At 54.4% G+C, this 21567-nt stretch carries 18 protein-coding genes; 12 read left to right on the top strand and 6 right to left on the bottom strand.

The genetic code is table 11. From position 1 onward, the window contains the following. The first annotated feature begins 269 nt into the window (after positions 1-269). The 8 genes from map to D9N14_RS16315 all read left to right on the top strand — a co-directional run bounded on the left by map (position 270) and on the right by D9N14_RS16315 (position 8813). Entirely contained in the window at positions 270-1043 is a 774-nt protein-coding gene (gene map / locus D9N14_RS16280) for a type I methionyl aminopeptidase (RefSeq protein WP_290581646.1), read from the top strand. A 6-nt stretch (positions 1044-1049) separates the two neighbouring features. After that, a complete protein-coding gene (locus tag D9N14_RS16285; protein ID WP_290581648.1) occupies positions 1050-3746 on the top strand; it encodes a [protein-PII] uridylyltransferase in 2697 nt (898 codons plus the stop codon). Between the two features lie 2 nt (positions 3747-3748). Next, positions 3749-4945 (top strand): succinyldiaminopimelate transaminase, encoded by a 1197-nt coding sequence (dapC, locus tag D9N14_RS16290; protein WP_290581649.1) that lies wholly within the window; start codon positions 3749-3751, stop codon positions 4943-4945. Positions 4946-4974: 29 nt separating this feature from the next. Continuing rightward, entirely contained in the window at positions 4975-5799 is an 825-nt protein-coding gene (dapD, locus tag D9N14_RS16295; RefSeq protein ID WP_290581651.1) for a 2,3,4,5-tetrahydropyridine-2,6-dicarboxylate N-succinyltransferase, read from the top strand. A 189-nt stretch (positions 5800-5988) separates the two neighbouring features. Next, entirely contained in the window at positions 5989-6342 is a 354-nt protein-coding gene (locus D9N14_RS16300) for an ArsC family reductase (protein ID WP_290581653.1), read from the top strand. Positions 6343-6424: 82 nt separating this feature from the next. Beyond that, positions 6425-7171, top strand: coding sequence for a hypothetical protein (locus D9N14_RS16305; RefSeq protein WP_290581655.1), 747 nt, complete (start codon positions 6425-6427; stop codon positions 7169-7171). An 84-nt stretch (positions 7172-7255) separates the two neighbouring features. After that, positions 7256-8404 (top strand): succinyl-diaminopimelate desuccinylase, encoded by a 1149-nt coding sequence (gene dapE / locus D9N14_RS16310; RefSeq protein WP_290581657.1) that lies wholly within the window; start codon positions 7256-7258, stop codon positions 8402-8404. Between the two features lie 7 nt (positions 8405-8411). Next, positions 8412-8813, top strand: a complete 402-nt coding sequence (locus D9N14_RS16315; RefSeq protein WP_290581659.1) for a hypothetical protein — start codon at positions 8412-8414, stop codon at positions 8811-8813. A gap of 31 nt (positions 8814-8844) precedes the next feature. Here the strand turns inward: D9N14_RS16315 and D9N14_RS16320 are convergent, their stop codons facing one another. Continuing rightward, positions 8845-9804 (bottom strand): oxygenase MpaB family protein, encoded by a 960-nt coding sequence (locus D9N14_RS16320; protein ID WP_290581661.1) that lies wholly within the window; start codon positions 9802-9804, stop codon positions 8845-8847. Positions 9805-10010: 206 nt separating this feature from the next. Between D9N14_RS16320 and D9N14_RS16325 the strand changes: the two genes are divergently transcribed. The 4 genes from D9N14_RS16325 (at position 10011) to D9N14_RS16340 (ending at position 15413) form a co-directional block, all read left to right on the top strand. Next, the gene (locus D9N14_RS16325; RefSeq protein WP_317622638.1) at positions 10011-10664 is read left to right on the top strand and encodes an O-methyltransferase; all 654 of its coding nucleotides are present in this window, start codon (positions 10011-10013) and stop codon (positions 10662-10664) included. A gap of 507 nt (positions 10665-11171) precedes the next feature. Beyond that, positions 11172-13502 (top strand): molybdopterin-dependent oxidoreductase, encoded by a 2331-nt coding sequence (locus D9N14_RS16330; RefSeq protein WP_290581663.1) that lies wholly within the window; start codon positions 11172-11174, stop codon positions 13500-13502. Positions 13503-13574: 72 nt separating this feature from the next. Then, entirely contained in the window at positions 13575-14504 is a 930-nt protein-coding gene (locus D9N14_RS16335) for a DUF4382 domain-containing protein (protein WP_290581664.1), read from the top strand. A gap of 63 nt (positions 14505-14567) precedes the next feature. Beyond that, positions 14568-15413 carry a MerR family transcriptional regulator gene (locus D9N14_RS16340; protein ID WP_290581666.1) on the top strand — a complete coding sequence of 282 codons (846 nt, stop codon included), beginning with the start codon at positions 14568-14570 and terminating at the stop codon, positions 15411-15413. Positions 15414-15480: 67 nt separating this feature from the next. Here the strand turns inward: D9N14_RS16340 and D9N14_RS16345 are convergent, their stop codons facing one another. The 5 genes from D9N14_RS16345 to D9N14_RS16365 all read right to left on the bottom strand — a co-directional run bounded on the left by D9N14_RS16345 (position 15481) and on the right by D9N14_RS16365 (position 21219). Next, entirely contained in the window at positions 15481-16359 is an 879-nt protein-coding gene (locus tag D9N14_RS16345) for a metal-dependent hydrolase (RefSeq protein ID WP_290581668.1), read from the bottom strand. A 104-nt stretch (positions 16360-16463) separates the two neighbouring features. Further along, a complete protein-coding gene (locus D9N14_RS16350; RefSeq protein WP_290581670.1) occupies positions 16464-17558 on the bottom strand; it encodes an alpha/beta fold hydrolase in 1095 nt (364 codons plus the stop codon). Positions 17559-17925: 367 nt separating this feature from the next. Then, positions 17926-18678, bottom strand: a complete 753-nt coding sequence (locus D9N14_RS16355) for a retron system putative HNH endonuclease (protein WP_290581672.1) — start codon at positions 18676-18678, stop codon at positions 17926-17928. Further along, a complete protein-coding gene (gene ptuA, locus D9N14_RS16360; protein WP_290581674.1) occupies positions 18662-20287 on the bottom strand; it encodes a retron Ec78 anti-phage system effector ATPase PtuA in 1626 nt (541 codons plus the stop codon). The genes D9N14_RS16355 and ptuA overlap by 17 nt, the downstream gene beginning before the upstream one ends. Beyond that, the gene (locus tag D9N14_RS16365; RefSeq protein ID WP_290581676.1) at positions 20284-21219 is read right to left on the bottom strand and encodes a retron St85 family RNA-directed DNA polymerase; all 936 of its coding nucleotides are present in this window, start codon (positions 21217-21219) and stop codon (positions 20284-20286) included. The genes ptuA and D9N14_RS16365 overlap by 4 nt, the downstream gene beginning before the upstream one ends. Between the last annotated feature and the right edge of the window lie 348 nt (positions 21220-21567).

Raw genomic sequence — 21567 nt, forward strand, 5'->3', positions numbered from 1 at the left:
TTTTCAGTGGGTTAAGCCTCCATGTTCCCCATGAATCAACCCCGCTGCCGTGCGGCAAACCGGGCACCCTGATGCATGTGTCGGAACATGTGTGGTTTAGGGTTTAGTTAGAGCGGCGCTTTATACCACAAAGCCATGCCCACAACAACTCAATCGGTAACCTCGACGGCAAAATCACCACATTGTTCAGGGGTATATCCTGCTGCCGCGGCCATGTACAATACCCGCCTTTGCCCCGCCAGAGCTGACTTGGAACGGTTTTCAATTACATGAGCATTATCATCAAGACCCCCGAACAAATCGAAAAGATGCGCATTGCCGGCCGCCTGGCGGGCGAAGTCCTTGAAATGATTGGCGATTATATTCAGCCAGGGGTCACCACCGGCGAGCTGGACAAGATATGTCATGACTATATTGTGCAGGAACAGCACGCCATTCCTGCCCCCCTGAATTACAAAGGCTTTCCCAAGTCCATCTGCACTTCGGTCAATCACGTCATCTGTCACGGCATCCCCAGCGACAAGAAGGTCCTGAAAAAAGGTGACATCATCAACGTGGACATCACGGTCATCAAGGATGGCTACCACGGGGACACCAGCAAGATGTTCTTTGTGGGCGAACCCTCCATCCAGGCACAAAGACTGGTGAGTGTCACCCAGGAGTGCCTGTACCTGGGCATCAAGATGGTCAGACCCGGCGTCCACCTTGGGGACATCGGCGCCGCCATCCAGAAGCATGCGGAGAGCAATCATTACTCGGTGGTCCGTGAGTACTGTGGCCATGGAATTGGTGAAGGCTTTCACGAAGAACCCCAGGTGCTACACTACGGGAAACCGGGCACCCGGGAAGTGTTGCAGGCCGGTATGATTTTTACCATCGAGCCGATGATCAACGCCGGCAAGCGCTTTACCAAACTGTTACCAGACAAATGGACTGTGGTAACCAAGGACCACAAACTGTCTGCGCAATGGGAGCACACCGTGTTGGTTACGGAAACCGGCTATGAAGTGCTGACCCTGCGCTCAGAGGAAAGCGGCCTCTAAGCCACTATGAAAACCCCTCTCGTCACCGAGTTGAAGCACGATTCGGAGCTGTTTGAGCAGACGCGGTTTGAGCAACTGGTAGCCGAAAAAGGCGCCATCGCCCTGGCCTTCAAGCAGGCCATGAAGGATGCCGATGCCGTGCTCAACCAGCGCTTTCGGCGCCTGGAAAACATCAAGCTCATCATCCGCCGCCGTGCCTGGGTCATGGACAAGCTGCTGCAACAGCTTTGGAACCATTATAACTGCTCCAATTGTCCCGACATTGCGCTGCTGGCCGTGGGTGGCTATGGCCGGGCCGAGCTGCACCCCCACTCCGATATCGACCTCATGATCCTGCTGCGCAGCGATGCTTCGGCCCAGGCTTATCACGAAGACCTGTCGGCCTTTGTCACCCAGCTGTGGGACATCGGGCTGGAAGTCGGGCACAGCGTACGTACGTTGGACCAATGCGTTGAGTTGGCCAAGTCAGACATCACCATTGCCACCAACCTGATGGAAGCCCGCACCATCGTCGGAGCACCGGAGCTGGCGGAAGAAATGATTGAACGCACTGGCCCCGACCACATCTGGGATGCCAAGTCATTTTTCACGGCCAAGTGGAAAGAACAGATCGCCCGCTACGACAAGTTCAGCAACACGGAATTCAACCTGGAACCGGACATCAAGAGTGCACCCGGCGGCCTGCGGGATATCCAGAACATCGGCTGGGTGGCCAAGCGCTACTTTGACGCCCGGCGGCTCAGCGACCTGGTGAGCCACGGGTTTCTCACCTCAGATGAATACGACATCCTCAACTCCGGGCATCTTTTTCTGTGGGAAGTGCGTTACGCCCTCCACCTGATCACCGGCCGCGGTGAAAACCGGCTGCTGTTTGATTATCAGAAAGCGGTGGCGGAGATGCTGGGTTATAAGGATTCCAGCTCCGCACTGGCGGTGGAAAAGTTCATGAAGCGCTATTATCGGGTAGCGCTGTCCATTTCCCAGCTGAACGACATGCTGTTGCAGCATTTTGATGAGGCCATCCTGCGGGCAGACGAACCCGAGGTGATCACCCCCATCAACAGCCGCTTCCAGATCCACAACAGTTTTATCGAAGTCACCCACGACAAGGTGTTCGAGTTTTATCCCTCCGCCCTGATGGAGGTGTTTCTGATCCTGGCCCAGAACGAGCAGATCGAGGCCATCCGTGCCTCCACCATTCGCCTGATCCGGGACCATCGCCACCTGGTGGATGAGCATTTTCGTAACGACATCCGCAACATCTCCATGTTTATGGAACTGCTGCGCTCCCCCAACAAGATTTACACCCAGTTCTACCGCATGAAACGTTACGGGATTCTGGGTAATTACATTCCCACCTTTGGCCAGGTCATCGGACAAATGCAATATGACCTGTTCCACATTTACACGGTGGACGCTCACTCCCTCCATGTGCTGCGCAACCTGCGTATGTTCCGGCACCAGGAGGTGAAGAAAGATTTTCCCATCGCCCACTACATCGTGCACCGCATTCCCAAGATCGAGCTGCTGTACATCGCCGGATTATTCCATGATCTGGGCAAGGGCCGCGGTGGCGATCATTCCGAGTTGGGTTCACTGGATGCCTATAACTTCTGCATTCACCATCGCTTGAGCAAGTGGGATGCGAACCTGGTGGCCTGGCTGGTGGAGCATCACCTTCTGATGTCGCTCACCGCACAGAAGAAGGATGTTTCAGACCCGGACGTCATTCACGAGTTTGCCTGCAAAGTGGGCGATCAGGTGCGGCTGGATTACCTGCATGCATTAACGGTGGCCGACATCCGCGCCACCAACCCCAAACTGTGGAACGGTTGGCGTGGCGCATTGTTGCGGCAACTCTATGCCGAGACCCGGCGCGCCCTGCGGCGGGGCCTGGAAAACCCGGGCAACCGGGAGGATTGGATTGAAGAGACCAAGGAACGGGCCATGGCTCTGCTCTCCAACCGCGGCATCAGCGAAACCACCGTGAACACACTCTGGGACAGCCTGGGCGACGATTATTTTCTGCGGGAAACCTATGGCGACGTCGCGCGGCACACCGAAGCCATGCTCAACCACCCGAGCCAGGATGTGCCCATGGTGCTGCTGGGGAAAACGGACGACCGCAACTACCATGGCGCCGCCGAAGTGTTCATCTATACCAAGGACGCCCCCAACCTGTTTGCCGCCACCGTGGCCGCCCTGAACCAACTGAACCTGACCATCGTCGACGCCAAGATCATCACCTCCGCCACCGGCTTCAGCCTGGATACCTATATCATTCTGGAGGAAAACGGCACCGACATCGGTGACGACCAGGCCCGCGTGGAGCAGATCGTCAGAAAACTGCAGAAGGCCCTTAAAGATCCAAGCAAGTACCCGGAAATCGTTCACAAACGCATGCCACGGGCCTTAAAACACTTTAACATTCCCACCGAAGTGGTCATCAGCAACGACATTGAAAAAGAGCATACCGTTGTGGAGCTGGTGGCGTTGGACCGGCCCGGCTTACTGGCGGAAGTCGGCTGCATCTTCCTGGAGAATAACGTGTCCCTGCACAATGCCCGCATTGCCACCCTGGGGGAACGGGTCGAGGACGTGTTTTACATTACCGACCTGAACGGGGACATGATCAAGGACCCGGAACTCTGTGAGCGGATCAAAGCGGACATCAAGGAAAAATTAGACCAAACGGCACCCTGAGCATGAATAACGATTTGCACAAGCTGCAACCCTATCCATTTGAAAAACTGGGGCAACTCTTCCAGGGCGTGACCCACAACGGCGATCGGCGCCATATTGCCCTGTCCATTGGCGAGCCCAAGCACACCAGCCCGGCGTTTGTTAAGCAGAGCATTATCGACAACATCGACAAGCTGGCGGTGTACCCTTCCACCAAAGGCATTCCCGAACTGCGGCAAAGTATCGCCCAGTGGGCCGACAAGCGCTTTGCACTGGATGCAGCGGGCCTGTGCCCGAACACCCAGGTGCTGCCGGTCAACGGAACCCGGGAAGCCCTGTTTGCGTTTACCCAGGTGGTGGCGGACCGCACCCATATCGACGGCCTGGTGGTGTCCCCCAACCCGTTCTATCAGATATACGAAGGGGCCGCTTATCTGGCGGGTATGACGCCACACTTCCTGCCGTGCCAGCCGGAGAATCAGTTCATCCCGGATTACGACGCGGTGCCCGAGTCGGTCTGGCGGCGCTGCCAGCTGCTGTTTTTGTGCAGCCCGGGTAATCCCACTGGCGCAGTCACCGACGCTGCCACGTTGCGCAAACTGATTGCGCTGGCGGACGAATACGACTTCGTGATTGCCTCGGACGAGTGTTACTCGGAAATCTATTTCGACGAAGCTGCGCCACCGGTGGGGTTGCTGCAGGTTTGTAACAGCATGGGCCGCACGGACTTCAAACGCTGCGTGGTCTTCCACAGTTTGTCAAAACGCTCCAACCTGCCGGGGCTGCGCTCCGGATTTGTGGCCGGCGATGCTGACATCCTGGCGGATTTTCTGAAGTATCGCACCTATCATGGTTGTGCCATGCCGGTGCAACATCAGTTGGCCAGCATCGCCGCCTGGAACGATGAGGCGCACGTGCAGGAAAACCGCCGCATCTATCAGCAAAAGTTCGATTCCGTACTGAGCATTCTGGACGGGGTGCTGGACGTACAAAGGCCTGATGCCAGCTTTTATCTGTGGCCAAAGACACCGGTTACAGACACTGAATTCGCCCGCGGCCTGTTCCAGCAACAGCACGTTACGGTTTTACCGGGGCAATTCCTTTCCCGCACGGTGGACAACATCAACCCCGGTGAGAACCGGGTGCGCATGGCACTGGTGGCCCCCCTGGACCAGTGCATCGAAGCCGCCGAACGAATCAAACACTTTGTCCAATCCTGATCAGGACAGCCAATAACAGGAGAACCTAGATGTCCGACTTGAAATCCATTATTGAAACTGCGTTCGACAACCGAGCCAGCATCTCCCCCACCAGTGTGGATGCCAGTGTTAAAGCCGCGGTGAACGATGCCCTGGCCATGCTGGACAGCGGTGAGGCCCGCGTTGCCGAAAAGCTGGATGGCGAATGGGTGGTGAACCAATGGCTGAAAAAAGCCGTGCTGCTGAGCTTCCGCATTAATGACAATGCGCCCATTAATGGCCAGTTCACCCAGTATTACGACAAGGTTCCTTCCAAGTTCGCCAACATGAGTGCGGAACAGTTCAAGGAATCCGGCGTACGGGTGGTCCCCCCCGCGGTGGCCCGCGCCGGCAGTTACATTGCCCCCAGCGTGGTGCTGATGCCCTCCTACGTCAATATCGGCGCCTACGTGGACAGCGGCACCATGGTGGACACCTGGGCGACCGTGGGCTCCTGTGCCCAGATCGGCAAGAACGTCCACCTGTCCGGCGGTGTGGGCATCGGTGGCGTGCTGGAACCACTGCAGGCGGGCCCTACCATCATCGAGGACAACTGCTTTATCGGCGCCCGCTCAGAAGTGGTGGAAGGCGTGGTGGTGGGCGAAGGCTCTGTGATTTCCATGGGTGTGTACATTGGCCAGAGCACCCGCATCTATGACCGCGAAACCGGCGAAATCCACTACGGGAAAGTGCCAGCCGGCTCCGTTGTGGTATCCGGCAATCTGCCCTCCGCCTGTGGCAAATACAGCCTCTACGCGGCCATCATCGTGAAGAAAGTGGATGAGAAAACGCGCGGCAAAGTGGGGATCAACGAGCTGCTGCGGATTACTGACTGATAGCCGTTTTGCTTCCCGTATCGCGGTGGGAGGCAAGCCAGCCGATTCAAGAAACGCCGTATACCCATCCGTGGGCCTCGACAGCGGCGTCCCTGCCGCTGACGTTCTTGAATCGGTTGACTCACTCCCCTTATGCTGCACCCTTGTAGTTCGCTTTAAATACAAGACCTGCCCATCACGAGAATTTCTATGACCACCATAACCCTCTACGGCATCCCCAATTGCGACACCGTCAAGAAAGCCCGCAAATGGCTGGAGTCCAATGGCATCGATTATCAGTTCCACGACTTTCGCAAAGACGGCATTGATGAAGCCATGATCCGCGGCTGGCTGAAAACCCAAAGCTGGGAGACCCTCCTCAACAAGCGCGGCACCACCTGGCGCCAATTGCCGGACGCGGTAAAAGGCAGCGTGGATGAAACCAGCGCCGTGCGTCTCATGGTTGAGCACCCCACCCTCATCAAGCGCCCGGTCACCATTGCCGGGAAGAAAACCAGCGTGGGCTTCAAAGATCAGGACTACGCAGCGTTTTTCGGAAAATAATCTTCCATTAGCCTAACGGGCCTAGCGTTCTTCCTGAGTTGTCTATACTAATTCATTAAATTCAATGAATTTTTAGGACACTATGAGCGCACTACCCTACCTGTTGCCCTGGATTTTACTGTTGCTGGGTATCGGCCTGGCCGCGGCGGTGAAACTGCTGCCGCTGAAGTCCATTGCCGGTATTGCCGTCAACGTCACCCTGCTGCTGATCATGCTGGGTGTCGCCATCTACGCCAATGTCATCCGCAGCCAACAGGTTGATTTACTGGCAGAAAAAGACAACGACCTGGCCGAGATGGAGCAATGGAAATACAGCCACCTGGACAAGCTGACGCTGATCCTGGCGCAACTGCGCCCTCCCAAGGAGGAAGAACTGGCCCTGATGCAACAACTCATCAGCTTTGGCTGGGTCAGCGGTAACCCCAATATCCTGCGGGCACAGCAGGCCCACCAGGCCCGTGAACGGTTACTGGAATCCCACACCGTGGAGTCCCGCATGCTGATCAAGGGCATCCCGCTCACCGTTGACAGCCATATCGTGGAGCTGGCACTGAAGGAAATCGGCTTCATCGTGCTGCCCTACCGGGAGGATGAACAGCCGGAGGCCGACGCCAACATCCTCTATTTCGGCCGCGATATGACGTTGCCGGAAATCAAGCTGGCCGCACTCACCCTGATGCAGGCGGGGGTGGACCTGAAAGCCATCAAACCCTTCCCCAAAGCCACCCAGGGTAATCTGCGGGCCATCAAAATCGAATGGAACAAGTATTACGAAGGCCGTAAATCCCTGGCGGTGGAGGAAGTCGAGACTGCCAAGGGCTTCAACTAGCCCTGCTCCCGGTAATTACTCGGTAAACTGGTTCGCTGTTTGGTATCATAGCGGGCCATTTGACCATCCGGGGTAACCTGATCCATGTCCGACCTGTCGCCTACGTTAGAACTGGCCACACAACTCATCGCCCAGCCCTCCGTCACCCCTGACGATTGCGACTGCCAGAACATCATGATCGAACGGCTGTCCGCCATTGGCTTCGAGGTGGAACGGCTGCGCTTTGGCGAGGTGGACAACTTCTGGGCCCGGCGCGGCAACCAGGGACCCGTGCTGGCGTTCGCAGGGCACACCGACGTGGTGCCCACCGGCCCGGTGGACAATTGGGAGTATCCCCCGTTTGAGCCAGTGATCAAGGACGGTATGCTGTGTGGGCGGGGTGCCGCCGATATGAAAGGCAGCCTGGCGGCCATGGTGACCGCCTGCGAGCGCTTCGTGGCTGAGCATCCGGACCATAAAGGCTCCATCGCCTTCCTGATCACCAGCGACGAGGAAGGCCCTTCCATCAACGGCACCGTGAAAGTGGTGGAGCATCTGGAGGCGCGGGGGGAAAAAATGGATTGGTGCGTGGTGGGCGAGCCCTCCAGTACTAACCGGGTGGGCGATGTGGTCAAGAATGGCCGCCGCGGTTCTCTCGGCGCCAAGCTGATCGTCAAAGGTATCCAGGGGCATGTGGCCTATCCGCACCTGGCCCGCAATCCCATTCACCAGGTGGCACCGGCTCTGGATGCCCTGGCCAGCGCCCACTGGGACAACGGCAACGAATTCTTCCCACCCACCTCGTTCCAGATCAGCAACATCAACGGGGGCACGGGTGCCACCAACGTCATACCGGGCCACGTGGACGTTGTGTTCAACTTCCGCTTTTCCACCGAAAACACCGCCGACTCGCTTAAAGAGAAAACCCATAAAATCCTCGACGACCACGGCCTGGAATACCAGATCGAGTGGACCCTGTACGGAGAACCCTTTCTCACCGGACGCGGCGACCTGGTGCAGGCCGTGGTCAGTGCCATTCGCACAGAAGCCAACGTGGAGCCGGAGCTGTCCACATCCGGTGGCACCTCTGACGGCCGTTTCATTGCCCCCACCGGTGCCCAGGTGGTGGAGCTTGGCCCCTGCAACGCCACCATCCACAAACTGAATGAGCGCATCAAAGCGGATGATCTGGATATACTGACCAAGGTGTACGAGCAGATCCTGGTGAATTTATTGGACCCGGCCCTGGAATAAACCTCTTATGAGCAATGAATCCCTTTCCTACCTGGATGATCTGGAAATCTATGTGGCGTGCAACGACGTGGCGGCCATTACGGACTGGCTGAGCTCCGCGTTCAACCACTTTGAGGTGGTTCGCAGCAGCAAGAAAGGCTGCAAGTTTCGCTGTGGCCAGGCCGGCAGCGACGGCCATGGCATGGTGGTGCTGAATGCCGGCCGCACCGGATTCACGTCCATCTGGATTGACAGCAAAGACACACCCTGGCGCGACGATGTGGACATGGGACGGGCGGCATTTGCCGCACTGAACCGCGAAGTACGCTGTGTGGAAAGCGCCTGGACCAAAGGCGACGATCCGGATCAGTGGCTACAGATCAACGCTGAGGGAGAACAGCTCATTCAGTGGGTTACGGAAGAAACGTAACCCACGTTTTTGACCTCAGGCGCTTTTGACGTCAAGCAGATACCAGGGACGCCTGGCCTAACACCAGTCTGTTCAAGCCACCGGTAATCAGGCCGGGGCTGTGCTTTCCTTTCAGTCTCCGCATGGCCTCGTTGTACGGTGGCAAATAGCGCAAGTGGCGAGGCAGCAAGGGATATACCCGTCGCACGATGCGCAGGTTACGTTGGAAAATCGCCTGGTTTTCCGGGGTGTCCTCCGGCAATCCGTATTGCACCCGCACCGGCTCCGGCATCAGCATGGAGGTCACGACCTTGTAGCGGTTCATCATCGGGCGCAGGGGCTTGTGGATGGAGAACAGGAACTTGGCAATTTCCTTGGCCGCCGCCTGCACGTTGAGCTGATCCGAGTACCACATTTTCTCGTTGTACTCTAAAAATTCATCCCAGTTGGGGGGCAAGGCGTCTTCCGGTATGCCAAACAAGTAGGCAAACATTTTGGACTCCAGATAATACTGTTCCTTGTCCTCTTTGCTGAGGGTGCCCACATAGGTCTCGTACATTTTCACCGCCCCTTCCCACAATGTGGCGTGCACCCAGATCATGGCATTGATCTCGTTGGCCATGTAACGGCTGCCGGCAGCAAAGGCTCCGGAGTCCTCTTCCACCTTGCCCACAATCTTGCGATGAATCTCGTGTACCCTGAGGGCGCTTTCCACCACCTGGTCCAGGTTTCCGAAGACCATGGTGAACACATTGGTGAAGGTGCCGCGAAAACGACTGATGGGATCATTGAGGGTACGGGAATGCTGCTTGACGCCATTGGCAATCCAGGGGTGTGCTGTCTGCAGCAACACCGCCCGTCCGGCGCCCATAAAACTGGCGGAATGACGCACCACTCGCCAGAACATGCTGTCCGGGCCGAAAATGCCCGCCTGGGGATCAATCACCTGCCCCTTCATATCTTCCAGCTGAGCGATCAGCGCTTCCCGGGTAACGGGTTGAATGGCAGACATTGGAATCCCTCCGAAATTTCAGTAAAAAGAAACGTTATTATTGTGTACCGACTGACTGCGAGACATTTAATATAGTTTGTCTCGCATACCCAATGGCAGAAAAGATCATAGAGAATGATTGTTTGAGCCAGCTCGCAATACTGAACCCAACCCACTTTCAGCGCCGCAAGGAGTTCATCGTGTCCAACCAACCCACTCTCGATTTGATGGCCATCCATGATTATGTTTTTGAGCATTCCGTGCGCGATGATGAGCTGCTGCGAGCCCTGCGGGAGGAAACCGCAGGTGATGAGATGGCGCGCATGCAAATTGCGCCGGAGCAAGGCCAGTTCATGGCTCTGTTAGTCAAGCTCATTGGTGCCCGCCGCATTCTGGAGATCGGGACCTTCACCGGCTACAGCAGCCTGTGCATGGCCAGGGCACTCCCAGAGGACGGTGAAATGATCTGCTGCGACCTGGACCCCACCTGGACCGGCATGGCTCAGCGCTATTGGCAACAGGCTGGAGTGGACCACAAGATCAAACTGGTGCTGGCACCGGCACTGGACACCTTGAATGCGTTACAGGAATCGGGGCAGCAAGACGCGTTTGACCTGGCCTTCATCGACGCGGATAAAGAAAACTATGACCTCTATTATGAGGCTTGCCTGTCCCTGATCCGGCCCAGCGGACTGATCCTGTTGGACAACATGCTGTGGAGTGGGCGGGTGGCAGACACGTCCGTCAACGATGCCGATACCCGAGCCCTGCGGGCATTGAATATGAAGCTGAAAAACGACCAGCGCATCGACTTGAGCCTGCTGACCCTGGCAGACGGACTCACCATAGCCAGAAAGCGCCAAACGGATGAAAATCAATAACTTGACTAAGAAAAAGTGAGGAAAAAAGAGGGAATCGAACTACCCGATCGCGAAAAAAACCCTGCTTCACCATAGCTGAGGAGAATAAATTGGAAGGCAAGACATTTCGTGCGATCGGGCAGTCGAGACCCTGATAATAGACCGCAAAAACTCCCATAAGCAAGGGTTGAAACCGATAAATTGGGCTCATTTTTCTGACCGATTTTTCGGTTAGCGCTTGCTTACATTTAACAGCCTGAGCTGCATACCATTTTGCAATCCCTAATCAGGCTAGCCCAATCTACACCGCTGGTGAGAACAGGACAACGAATTATTTTCGGCCAGCTTCCAAAGTCGATTTGTAGACTTTTTATCCTGGGTTGGGCACCCTATGCCAGCACGGGCCGGTCCTGACGAGCCCGCCGATAAAAAGTTTGGAATTGCGGGGCCGCTTCCTTCCGGAAGCCCTCAGCAGCGGGTAACATGGCGTTTATCCGGTGAAGATCATACGAACATAAAGGACTGCACATGCCCCACCCGCAAAAACATCTGCGCACCTGTAACCTGTGTGAAGCTATGTGCGGCATTGAGATCACCCACGACCAGGGCCACATTCTTGCCATCAAAGGCGACCCCAAAGACCCGCTGAGCAAAGGCCATATTTGCCCCAAAGCGGTAGCCCTGCAGGACCTGCACGAAGACCCTGACCGACTTCGATACCCCATGCTGAAAACCCCGGACGGCTGGGAGCAGATCAGCTGGGAAAACGCCTTCAACGAAGTGGCATCACGGCTGCGCAACGTGCAGGCCAAGTACGGCCAGAACGCCGTCGGCATCTACCTGGGCAACCCCACCATCCACAACATGGGCAGCATGCTTACCCTGATGCCATTTTTGTCTGCCCTTGGCACCGCCAATCGCTTCAGCGCCACCTCGGTGGACCAGTTGGCGCCCATGCTGGTGGCCATGAAAATGTTCGGCAACCAATTGCTGCTGCCGGTGCCGGATATCGACCGCACCGACCTGATGATCTGCCTGGGGGCAAATCCCATGGCCAGCAACGGCAGCCTGATGACGGCACCGGGCTTCAAAGACCGCATCAAGGCGTTGCAGGCACGCGGGGGGCGTTTCATCGTCATCGATCCCCGCCGTACCGAATCCGCCGAACTGGCGGATGAACACCATTTCATCCGCCCCGGAACCGATGCGTTATTGCTGATGGCCATGCTGCACACCCTGTTCCGGCAGGACCTGATTGATACCGGGCGCCTCACCAACCATCTGCAGGGGCTCAATATTGTCAAAAACATGGTGGTGGGCTTCACGCCCCAGAAAGTTGCTCGCGTTACCGGCCTCAAAGCCCGGGACATCCGACAGTTGGCGGTAGCGTTTGCCAGTGCTCCCGGTGCCTGTTTCTATGGCCGCATGGGGGCGTCCACCCAGGAATTCGGCACCCTCACCAACTGGCTCATCACCCTGCTGAACACCCTCACCGGGAACCTGGATGAGCCCGGCGGCGTGATGTTCACCCGCCCGGCGGTGGACCTGCCCGGACTGGCAGAAGTGGCCGGACAGACCGGCAGCTTCAATTCCAGGAAAAGCCGGGTGCGCAAATACCCCGAGTTCGGCGGAGAATTCCCCGCCTCGACCCTGGCGGACGAGATTCTCACCAACGGCAAGGGCCAGATCAAGGCGCTGGTGACCAGTGCCGGCAACCCGGTGCTGTCCCTGCCTAATGGGCGCAAGGTGGACAAAGCCCTGCAGCAACTGGATTTCATGGTGGCCATTGACTTCTATTTGAATGAAACCACCCGCCACGCCCATATTATTCTGCCCCCCACCGGGCCCCTGGAACATGGCCACTATGACCTGGTGCTGAACATGGTCACCGTGCGCAACACGGCCAAGTACTCACCGCCCCTGTACAAGCCCATGCCGGATACCCGCCATGATTGGCAGATCTTCAATGAGTTGACCCGGCGCCTGCAATCCCACTCACCCCTCAAATGGGCCGCCAGCGAAGCCCAATACCTGGCCATCAAACAACTGGGGGACGAGGGTCTGCTCAATCTGGCGTTGAAAGCCGGACCCTACGGCCAGCAGCCGGAGACCATGGGGTATCTAAAGTCCCGCATGACCCGGTTTGTGTATCGACGCTTTCCCGGCAGCCGGGCCAGTCGCCTGCTGGATGTCAGCCCGTACAGCCGCCATACCCGCCACAACACCAGTGGACTGAGCCTGAAGAAACTCAAACAGTACCCCCATGGTATCGACCTGGGGCCGCTGGAACCCTGTTTTCCGGAACGATTGGCCACCCAGGGCAAGACCATCAACCTGGTGCCGAAGCTGTTCATGAAAGACATCGTGCGGCTGCAACAGCGCCTGGATAAGAAGACCAAACAGGCACCGGACTCCTTCGCCCTCATCGGCCGTCGCGATGTGCGCAGCAACAACTCCTGGATGCACAACAGCCAGCGCCTGGTGAAGGGGAAGAATCGATGCAACGCCCTGATTCACCATGATGATGCCAAACGTCTGGGTGTACAGGACGGGGACGTCATCATCGTCAGCAGCCGGGTGGGGGAAATCGAAATACCGGCGCAACTCACCGACGCCATCATGCCGGGGGTGCTGTGCATCCCCCATGGCTGGGGCCACAACCGACCGGGGTCGCAATTGTCCGTGGCCGGCCGCAACGCGGGAGTGAGCGTCAACGACATTACCGATGATTACAGCATTGATGCCGTTACCGGAGTGGCGGCCTTCAGTGGCCAGCAGGTCACTGTCAGCACCATTAAAGTGGAAAAAAACGTGGTGCGCATGAACGACAAAAGGCTGGCCGCAAGCCCGGCCTCCTGAATTCCATAAATCAGAAAATCACACTGTTATCAGACCAAAGGAAGCGTGCCCGGCACGTGGGGAAGCAACAACATGTACAACTCAGTCAGATTCATAGGTGCACTGGCACTGATCAGCGGCCTGATCGCCTGCGGTGGCGGCGGCAGCAATAGTGATAACGACAATGCCTATGCCGGCAAAGGCGCCCTCACCCTCAGCATTACCGATGCACCCGTGGATGGTGCCAAGGCCGTCTGGATCACCATCGACGGCCTGCACCTGAAACGCTCCGGCAGCGACGAAAAGCGCATCGAGTTGAGCGGCCCCGAGGTGGACCCCGTGGACGGCACCCTCACCGTAGACCTGCTCTCCCTCAGCGGCGGCCAACTGTCCCAGTTGTTTCACAGCGACAGCGTCACCTCCGGAGACTACCAGTGGGTCCGTTTCAGCCTGGTGAACGACAGCGCCTACATCGTCTGGGAGGACGACTCCACCTCGGACCTGGAGCTGCCTGCCAACAAAAATGAGTTGAAAACCAGCGGCAGTTTCAGAGTAGACGCCAACGGCTCCGTGGCGTACATCATCGATTGGGACCTGCGCAAATCCATCGTCCAGCACGCCGTGAATCAGTACAAACTGAAACCGGTGCTGCACATCAAACGCGACGACCAGCACGCCTATGTGAACGGCATTGTGGCCACGGCCCTTTACAACCTGTGCGATACCGATGGACTCGGCGATGACGATGATGTCCCCGTGGTATACGTGTACAGCGGCAGCAATGTGATCCCTGACGACATGGACCAGGAAGACGCGTCCGTAGAGCCGGTGACCTCGGTGTACGTTGACGAATCCCAGCGTTTCTATGTGGGCCCCGTAGACCCGGGCGCGTACACCTTTGCCTTTACCTGTGATGGCCTGCTGGATGACCCGGAACAGGATGAAGTGTTGGACTTCCCCGTGGCCGGACGCAAGAACGTGGCATTGAGCCTCGGTGACAATGGTGAAATCACCCTGAACTGAAGCCCATACCGATCTGTGGCATAATCCCGGACTGATTTGATAAAGGCTGGCACCAGGACAAGAATGAAACTGCCACACAAGACGCTTAACTACATTGCACAGCACCTTCCCGGACTGGCAGCTCCGGCCAAAAAAACCACTGAGCTGCCCCAGGATAAGGAATTCACCATTGACGAACTGGCCCGGGCCTCCGATACCACGGTGCGCAACATCCGCGCCTATCAGGATCGGGGGCTGCTGCCACCACCGGAGCTGCGGGGCCGCAAGGGCTACTACTTTACCAGCCACCTGGCCCGTCTGCGGGTCATCGCCGGCTTGTTGGACCGGGGCTACTCCCTCAACAGCATCAAAGACCTGATCGATGCCCTGGAAAACGGCATCGACCTGCGCCATTTGATGGGCCTGGAATCGGCCATGACCAGCCCCTGGACCGACGAGGAGCAGCAGCTGGTGCCCATGACGGAACTGATCAAGATGTTCGGGGCCTACCTGACACCGGAGGCTCTGGCCCGAGCGGCTGACCTGGATCTGATGCGGCCGGAGGGCACCATGGTGCGGGTTCGCAGCATGCGGACACTGCGGGCCGGTGCAGAGCTGGTGGCCACTGGGATTCCCCTGGAAGAACTGTTGGACATCGTGCGCATGCTGCGGGGCAACGTGGAACGGGTGGCGAACGAATTGGTCCGCCTGGTGGGCGACCATGTACTGTCGAACTACGAGACCGAGGACCTGCCCCCCAAGGAGGAATTTCCCAAGCTGGCGGATCTGGTGTGGCGGCTGCGCCCCCTGGCGGAAATGGCGGTCCATGCGGAGCTGGCCCGGGCCATGGAGAACGCTGCCAGCCGCCTGCTTTCAGACCGTTTGGAAAAAATCATCGAACGCATCGCCCGAGAAAAGGACGGCAAATAAAAACCCTCCCGGCACGGCCTGGGAGGGCTTTTATTAAGGTCCGTCGATACCGGTGTTGAAACCGGGATCAGGCGGCTGCCGCACTGCCTTTGTTGGGCACCAGGTTGGCTTGCTCTGCAAAGCCATCCACCAGCCGCATCAGGTCTTCAGCTTCATCCAGCAGGTGGCTGTTGTCGATGTCCCAAGGGTGGAAACCGGGCTTGAAGAAGCTCAGCCATTCGCCGATCAGGGACGGAAACACACCACGCTTGCCGAACTGGTAGCGGAAGGATTTCATCCAGCCGGACAGGTTCTTGTGCTCACCACGGCTTTTCACCACCCGGTAGTAATAGCGATAGAACAGGCTCCAGAAAATCACGTTGGCGGCCACGAACACCACTGATCGCAGGGCATACGCCGCCGGGCCTTTACCCACCACCTCTTCGTAGACGTCGTAACAGACACCTTTGTGCTCCGTCTCTTCCATGGCGTGCCACTTCCACAGGGCTTCATAATGGGGATCGGAGTTTTTAATAAAGCGATCGTCTTCCATTACGATATTGGCCAGCATGGCCGTGAGGTGTTCCAGGGCAACCGTCACTGCCAACTGGATGGGGCGCGGTGCGCGCTCATGCAGAAAATCCAGCAGTTTCTGCACGCTGGCTTCCATCTCCTGCAGCGGAATACCTGCCTCGACCATGGCTTCGTTGTATTCCTCGTGCTCGCGGGTGTGGAAGGCCTCCTGGCCAATGAACGCAGACACGGCTTTTTTCAGCTCCGCGTCCTTCACATCATTGCGGTAATTACGCACGCTCTGGATGAAGAAGCGCTCGCCAGCCGGGAAAAATAGAGAGAGGGTGTTCATAAACTGGGTCCAGTGGGCACCGCCACCGTTCCAGTCGTTGATTCGGTCTTTGGGCAAAAAGAACTGAAGGTTGCGGCGTACAGGAAGAATCGCAGCTGTCATAGGTTTCCCTCTGTTTCATTGTTTTATGTTACACCAATCAATGTAATATAAAACAGAATCCAGGTACAGGGATTTTAACAGAATTAATGTAACATTATTTAGTGTTATTGATGGTCGTCAATTACACAACTTCGGGCGGCCAACCATTCTGCAGTTTGTGGCCAGGCCTGTTCAGGGGCACGGCTGCCACTCAGAATGCCGGTGTGCCCGCCCGGGCAACGCAGGAAGGTTTTATCCGCACTCCCCACCAGTTCCATAATGGGCCGGCAACAGTGTTCATTGGCCAGTTTGTCGCTGGTGCCCGCCAGGGCCAGCAGGTTAGCGGACACATCCTTGAGGTAGACACGCCGGTGGCCGAGGCTGACATAACCCCGGGCCGCCTCGTTTTCCAGCCAGATGCTGTACATCCAGTCCCGGATCACCCCTCCCGGATACGCTTCCAGGTTATCCATGAAGGCGCTCTGGTTGGCGTGCTGGATGACAAACTCCCGATCATCCAGGTTGCGGATCAGGTCCACGTAACCCTGCACGCTGCTGATGGGGTCCGACAGCTTGAAGCCGATGGCGTTTATCCAGGCCGGTGCATAGGTGACACTGGACGGCAGGCGGCGAAAATTCACCCCCACGGCCTTCAATGCCCGGTTCAGGGCCGCATACTGGCGCCCGATCTGTCCGTTGGCGTGGCCATCCAGCGCCGTGCCCACGGTCACAATGTTGCGAATGTCCGTATCGCCACTGAATGCCTGGTAACAGAGGGCAAATCCACCCCCCATGCTCCAGCCGTGCAGAGACAGCGTCCGCTGACCGCTGTGTTGGCGAACCTGCTGCAGGCATTCCGGCAACAGTTTGGTGACGTAAGTGGCCAGGGTATAACGGGCATGGCGGCGATCGGGGCTGCCCCAGTCGATCAGATAAACATCGAAGCCCTGTTCCAGGAAATACCGCACAAAACTGCGCTCCGGGAACCAATCGTAAATCAGCATATTGACCGCCAGTGGCGGCACGATCACCAGGGGAACAGGGTACCTGGCTGCCGGCTCTCCACTGCGGCGATAGTGGCGCAGACGCACCAGCCCGTTGTCAGCCACCACATTATAGGGGGTTTTCCCCGCAGTAATCAGGGTATGGGGGCGCAGGACCCGCTCCCCCACGTTGGCAATCAGGTGCTTGACTCGTTTCGGCTGAATGCGTCTTAACATGGATGACTCTCCTGGATTCAGGAGCGCAGTGTACTGTATGGGATGACGCAGTCAGTGACCTTGGTGAGCGGGCAGCGGGCTCGCCAGTCAATGGAGACGACGGGTGTGGGGGAAAGCATAAAGTGTCAATATCAATAAACATCAACAAATTACATTAACAAGTAGCTTCCCTACGACTAATTTTTTATGAAGCGCTGATTGTCGTTTCGGAGATCCTACACATGAGGGACTGAAAAGCGGCTTTAACCCAGTTCATTTTCAATTACGGTGGCATAATGTCTGCCTAACATACACCGCCGCTCATACCGTTATCTTTATGTCCTCATAAAAAGCACCGTATACCACTATCCTTTATCTCCCAAGCCAATCACTCATTGTGATAAAGAAATTCTTCTGCATGCTTACCCAGCAACAACCTTCTAGTAGTAAAAAAACTAGGCCACTTTTTCCTGAACCATCTTTCCGCTAGCTTAGAATGGAAATCTGCATCTCCACTCATTCTTGCTTTCTTAATTTCCCGATTATACGACTTCAAAACTTCCCGCCGGTGAGATTTGAGCCTTTCACAATTCAGATTCAATATTTTGAGCGTATTGTCGACCAAATCATAACGCTCATCCTCCATAGTGAGAAACTCTGCGACTCCAAGCTCACCAGTACCCTTATTAAACGAAAAAAGACATGGGCATTCCAACATGTCTAAGGGGTTCAGCAATTGGCCTTCGGGAGGAATCAGTATTTTTCGCAAAGTATCCAAATAATTTTTATGTGCATCACAGCTTAAGTTCGCTGGAGTTGGATATAATTTTTTATCTGCTTGCTCTCCTCCAGCGCAAACAACAAAAACATTATTCCAATCCAAGCTCCAGTTTTTTTCGGCGTTGCTGGTATCACACTTTGGATGAAAGTGTTCGATTTTTGGTCTAGGAAAACTTTCGACATTTAGTTCCAATTCACAATAGCCACAAATAAACCCTTGATCTCCCAAGGCCCGCATTAATATCTCTTTATACGAATTGCCAGCATTCTCCGCTCTGAAAGAGTCCCAGTTTTCATTAGGATTTCTACCTGCAAATTCAGTCAACGCGTTTGGACCAGGGGACTTAAATATCTTTTTCAATTCCCATTTCCCATTCTCGGTTTTCAATATACAGATCGAGCTCTGTCAATTCAGGCTCTTCACCATTAAAAGCTGCATCCAACTTCCTTCGTAACTTCACAGCTTCTTCTTCACCCCACTTGTCTTTGTAAACCAAATCTCTATATTCTTTCAGGTCTCTCACATTCTCATCATCAACTGGCCGAGGGTCTACACCCAGCACCCTTTTTAATAATCGCGCAGAGTCTGCACCCTTTGTACCATGAGGGGCGCTATAAATTTTGCCATTATCAAGAACCCGTATGGATTCTGAATCAACGGTCGTGAGAACCTGAGGGCTATGTGTTGTTACAATAAATTGAATATTGGGAAATGTAGATGTCAGTTTAGGGATGATCTGTTGCTGCCATTCGGGGTGAAGATGCAAATCTATTTCATCAATTAATACAACACCGCCTCCTTCTAAAGGGCTGCTATGACCTGGATTTAACAACACTAAGCGACGCGAAATATCGGCAACCAAAGCCAACATTGACTTTTCACCCTGAGACAGCTGAAGGACACTTAAATTAGTTCCATTCTTATCTATCCGCATATCGAGTGTTGGCTCTCGTTGAATTCTCAAATTTCCAACGCCTGGAAGGAAGGCATATATTGCATCACATACTGTGCTTAGAATTTTTTCCGCTTTGAGCTTTCCATCTTCACCCAAACCCGATCGCAATGATTCTAACTGACTCTTCAAAGTGAGAAGTGCTTCGCCAGATTCATCTTTAGCTGCATCCGGATCATCATTCACTCTTTCATCAAATGCCTTCTTTACTTTTGATACAAGCAACTCCAGCTCACGCGAAGTATTGGCATTTTTTATATCATCCAACTCTTTAAACCATGAAAAGAACAACTTAAAATCCGCCGCACCATTCAAGGAACCCTTTAACCCGCTGACCTTTGAGCTTCGCGTCCAATTTGATATTTGCCCAAACTGCCCTATATCCTTCGACTTTATCTCGGTAGCCCGCTCAACTGAATAACAGGCCAAAATTGGCAACCCAAATCCACTATTTTTATCACTGGCCAGTTTATACATATCGGCCAGTAGATTAATTTCTGTTAACGAATTTTTCCTTGATGTATTGCTTCCCTCAATCGCTCTGGACATTTCGAGTTCAAACGTAGTACCACAGGAGATAGAAAAACGGACGATGACCGATGTATATTCTGACGAAATCTTGATATCGGATTCTTCTATTAGGTCCCCAGTACCTCCTTGAGTGGAAACCCTTTTGGCCAACCAACTCATACCTTTTTGCAAGGCATCAAGAATTGCAGTCTTCCCCGCACCATTAACGCCCACAATAGCTGTAAGCTTACCGGAGTCTTTGTCATTAAAATGAATGGTTTCGGATTCAAAACCCCGAAAGCTAACCATCTTCATAGATTCAATGGTCAGCTCGCCGCTATCAAACAGGGATAACGCACTCTCTGCATAGTAGTTAGCTTTTTCAGAGTCTTTTTCGACATACTTTCCCTCTCTGTAATACTCGTAAAGCTGGAAAGTGGATTTGAGCTCACCAGAAGAAGCCCTTCTTTCCAGTGCTCTGATTGAACTATTCTTACGAGCATTCATTTCACACCCTTGATTAGCTGATCCATAGTTTGAGGAGAGTATTTCTTAGACATTCGCTTGACGAACACCGGCTCTATGTCATTCGCATACGCAATCAGACCCTGCAAATAACTCAGGTCTTCAGCAGGAAGTTTTCCAAGGGAATACTGGTGTATTAAACTTGAAATAAATCGCTTTCTCTGACGGCCTATGGAAAGCTGGCCATCATTAGTTAATGTCACCCCTGTTACGTGCCGATTGTGTGCCTTCGACGAAAATACAGTTTTGGTTTCGTTTATGGCGATATATCCTAAAAGATGCTTTTCAAGCAATTCTTTAACTAGTGAAGTCAAATCAAAAAGCGCTCCCTTTACATTCGTTGAAAATGTTAAATCATCTGCATATCGGGAATACCTAACACCTTTTGATTTACATTTTGCAGCCATCTCTTGATCGAACTGAAACATAATAAAATTTGAAATTAGTGGCGAACTTGGAGCACCTATACTCAATACCAGCTTCCCAGAACTCGACTTACTTGGCCGCCAGAACAAAAGCCGGCTCATTAAAAATTCGTCTTCTTCTGAAAATTCGATAGCGTTCTTTTTTAGAGTAATGAACAGAAGCTCAGGAACAATGCTTAGGAAAAAGTTTTGGAAGTCCATCTTCAGTAGATATCGCCCATTCATATGATATTGGGCGTTATCTTTGATGCCTAAACCTTTTCTATATGCAAATGCAGATTCATGAACAGGGAGAATTGTTGATAGGTGATTAGATAACAATCTTTGCACTAATTTGAGCTTCTTTGCCGGATGAGCAATCGTTCTTTTGCCAGAAGTTCTTTTGGGTATGCTGTAGACTTTGTAGCGATTAGGAGCCGAAGACGAAAAGGTAATTATTTCTTGATTAGATATGGATAACGAAGTTGATAAGAAATGCGCCAAATGCATGGAAATTCCAACACTAAATTTGCCCTTTACTAAGATGCCGCGGAAGATGATTTTATATTTTCTCCGCGACTGGAGCTGCAAAGCGAAAGGAGTGGGGAAAATATAAAATCATCTTCCGCAACAGCAATGCCACGCAATAATTTTGAGTCTGGCTAAACGCCCGACTAGACTAGATTCTTGGTAGTCTAAAACGCTAAAGGGCTTTCTTAGCTTATTACAGATATGGCCTTTAATCAACAAAATCAATAATTAAGGGCCTCATTTGGTATTTGAACCTTAGCCAACGTGCAAACTAGCCCAACTAATTCATCGCCCCAATAAAAGGTATTTTCTGTTGGCTTAAGTTTC

This window comes from Ketobacter sp. (assembly GCF_003671495.1).
Classification (GTDB): domain Bacteria; phylum Pseudomonadota; class Gammaproteobacteria; order Pseudomonadales; family Ketobacteraceae; genus Ketobacter.

Coding starts and splice junctions, on each gene's coding strand:
- map (WP_290581646.1), top strand. CDS start 270: ATGAGCATTATCATCAAGACCCCCGAACAAATCGAAAAGATGCGCATT.
- D9N14_RS16285 (WP_290581648.1), top strand. CDS start 1,050: ATGAAAACCCCTCTCGTCACCGAGTTGAAGCACGATTCGGAGCTGTTT.
- dapC (WP_290581649.1), top strand. CDS start 3,749: ATGAATAACGATTTGCACAAGCTGCAACCCTATCCATTTGAAAAACTG.
- dapD (WP_290581651.1), top strand. CDS start 4,975: ATGTCCGACTTGAAATCCATTATTGAAACTGCGTTCGACAACCGAGCC.
- D9N14_RS16300 (WP_290581653.1), top strand. CDS start 5,989: ATGACCACCATAACCCTCTACGGCATCCCCAATTGCGACACCGTCAAG.
- D9N14_RS16305 (WP_290581655.1), top strand. CDS start 6,425: ATGAGCGCACTACCCTACCTGTTGCCCTGGATTTTACTGTTGCTGGGT.
- dapE (WP_290581657.1), top strand. CDS start 7,256: ATGTCCGACCTGTCGCCTACGTTAGAACTGGCCACACAACTCATCGCC.
- D9N14_RS16315 (WP_290581659.1), top strand. CDS start 8,412: ATGAGCAATGAATCCCTTTCCTACCTGGATGATCTGGAAATCTATGTG.
- D9N14_RS16320 (WP_290581661.1), bottom strand. CDS start 9,804: ATGTCTGCCATTCAACCCGTTACCCGGGAAGCGCTGATCGCTCAGCTG.
- D9N14_RS16325 (WP_317622638.1), top strand. CDS start 10,011: ATGGCCATCCATGATTATGTTTTTGAGCATTCCGTGCGCGATGATGAG.
- D9N14_RS16330 (WP_290581663.1), top strand. CDS start 11,172: ATGCCCCACCCGCAAAAACATCTGCGCACCTGTAACCTGTGTGAAGCT.
- D9N14_RS16335 (WP_290581664.1), top strand. CDS start 13,575: ATGTACAACTCAGTCAGATTCATAGGTGCACTGGCACTGATCAGCGGC.
- D9N14_RS16340 (WP_290581666.1), top strand. CDS start 14,568: ATGAAACTGCCACACAAGACGCTTAACTACATTGCACAGCACCTTCCC.
- D9N14_RS16345 (WP_290581668.1), bottom strand. CDS start 16,359: ATGACAGCTGCGATTCTTCCTGTACGCCGCAACCTTCAGTTCTTTTTG.
- D9N14_RS16350 (WP_290581670.1), bottom strand. CDS start 17,558: ATGTTAAGACGCATTCAGCCGAAACGAGTCAAGCACCTGATTGCCAAC.
- ptuA (WP_290581674.1), bottom strand. CDS start 20,287: ATGAATGCTCGTAAGAATAGTTCAATCAGAGCACTGGAAAGAAGGGCT.
- D9N14_RS16365 (WP_290581676.1), bottom strand. CDS start 21,219: ATGCATTTGGCGCATTTCTTATCAACTTCGTTATCCATATCTAATCAA.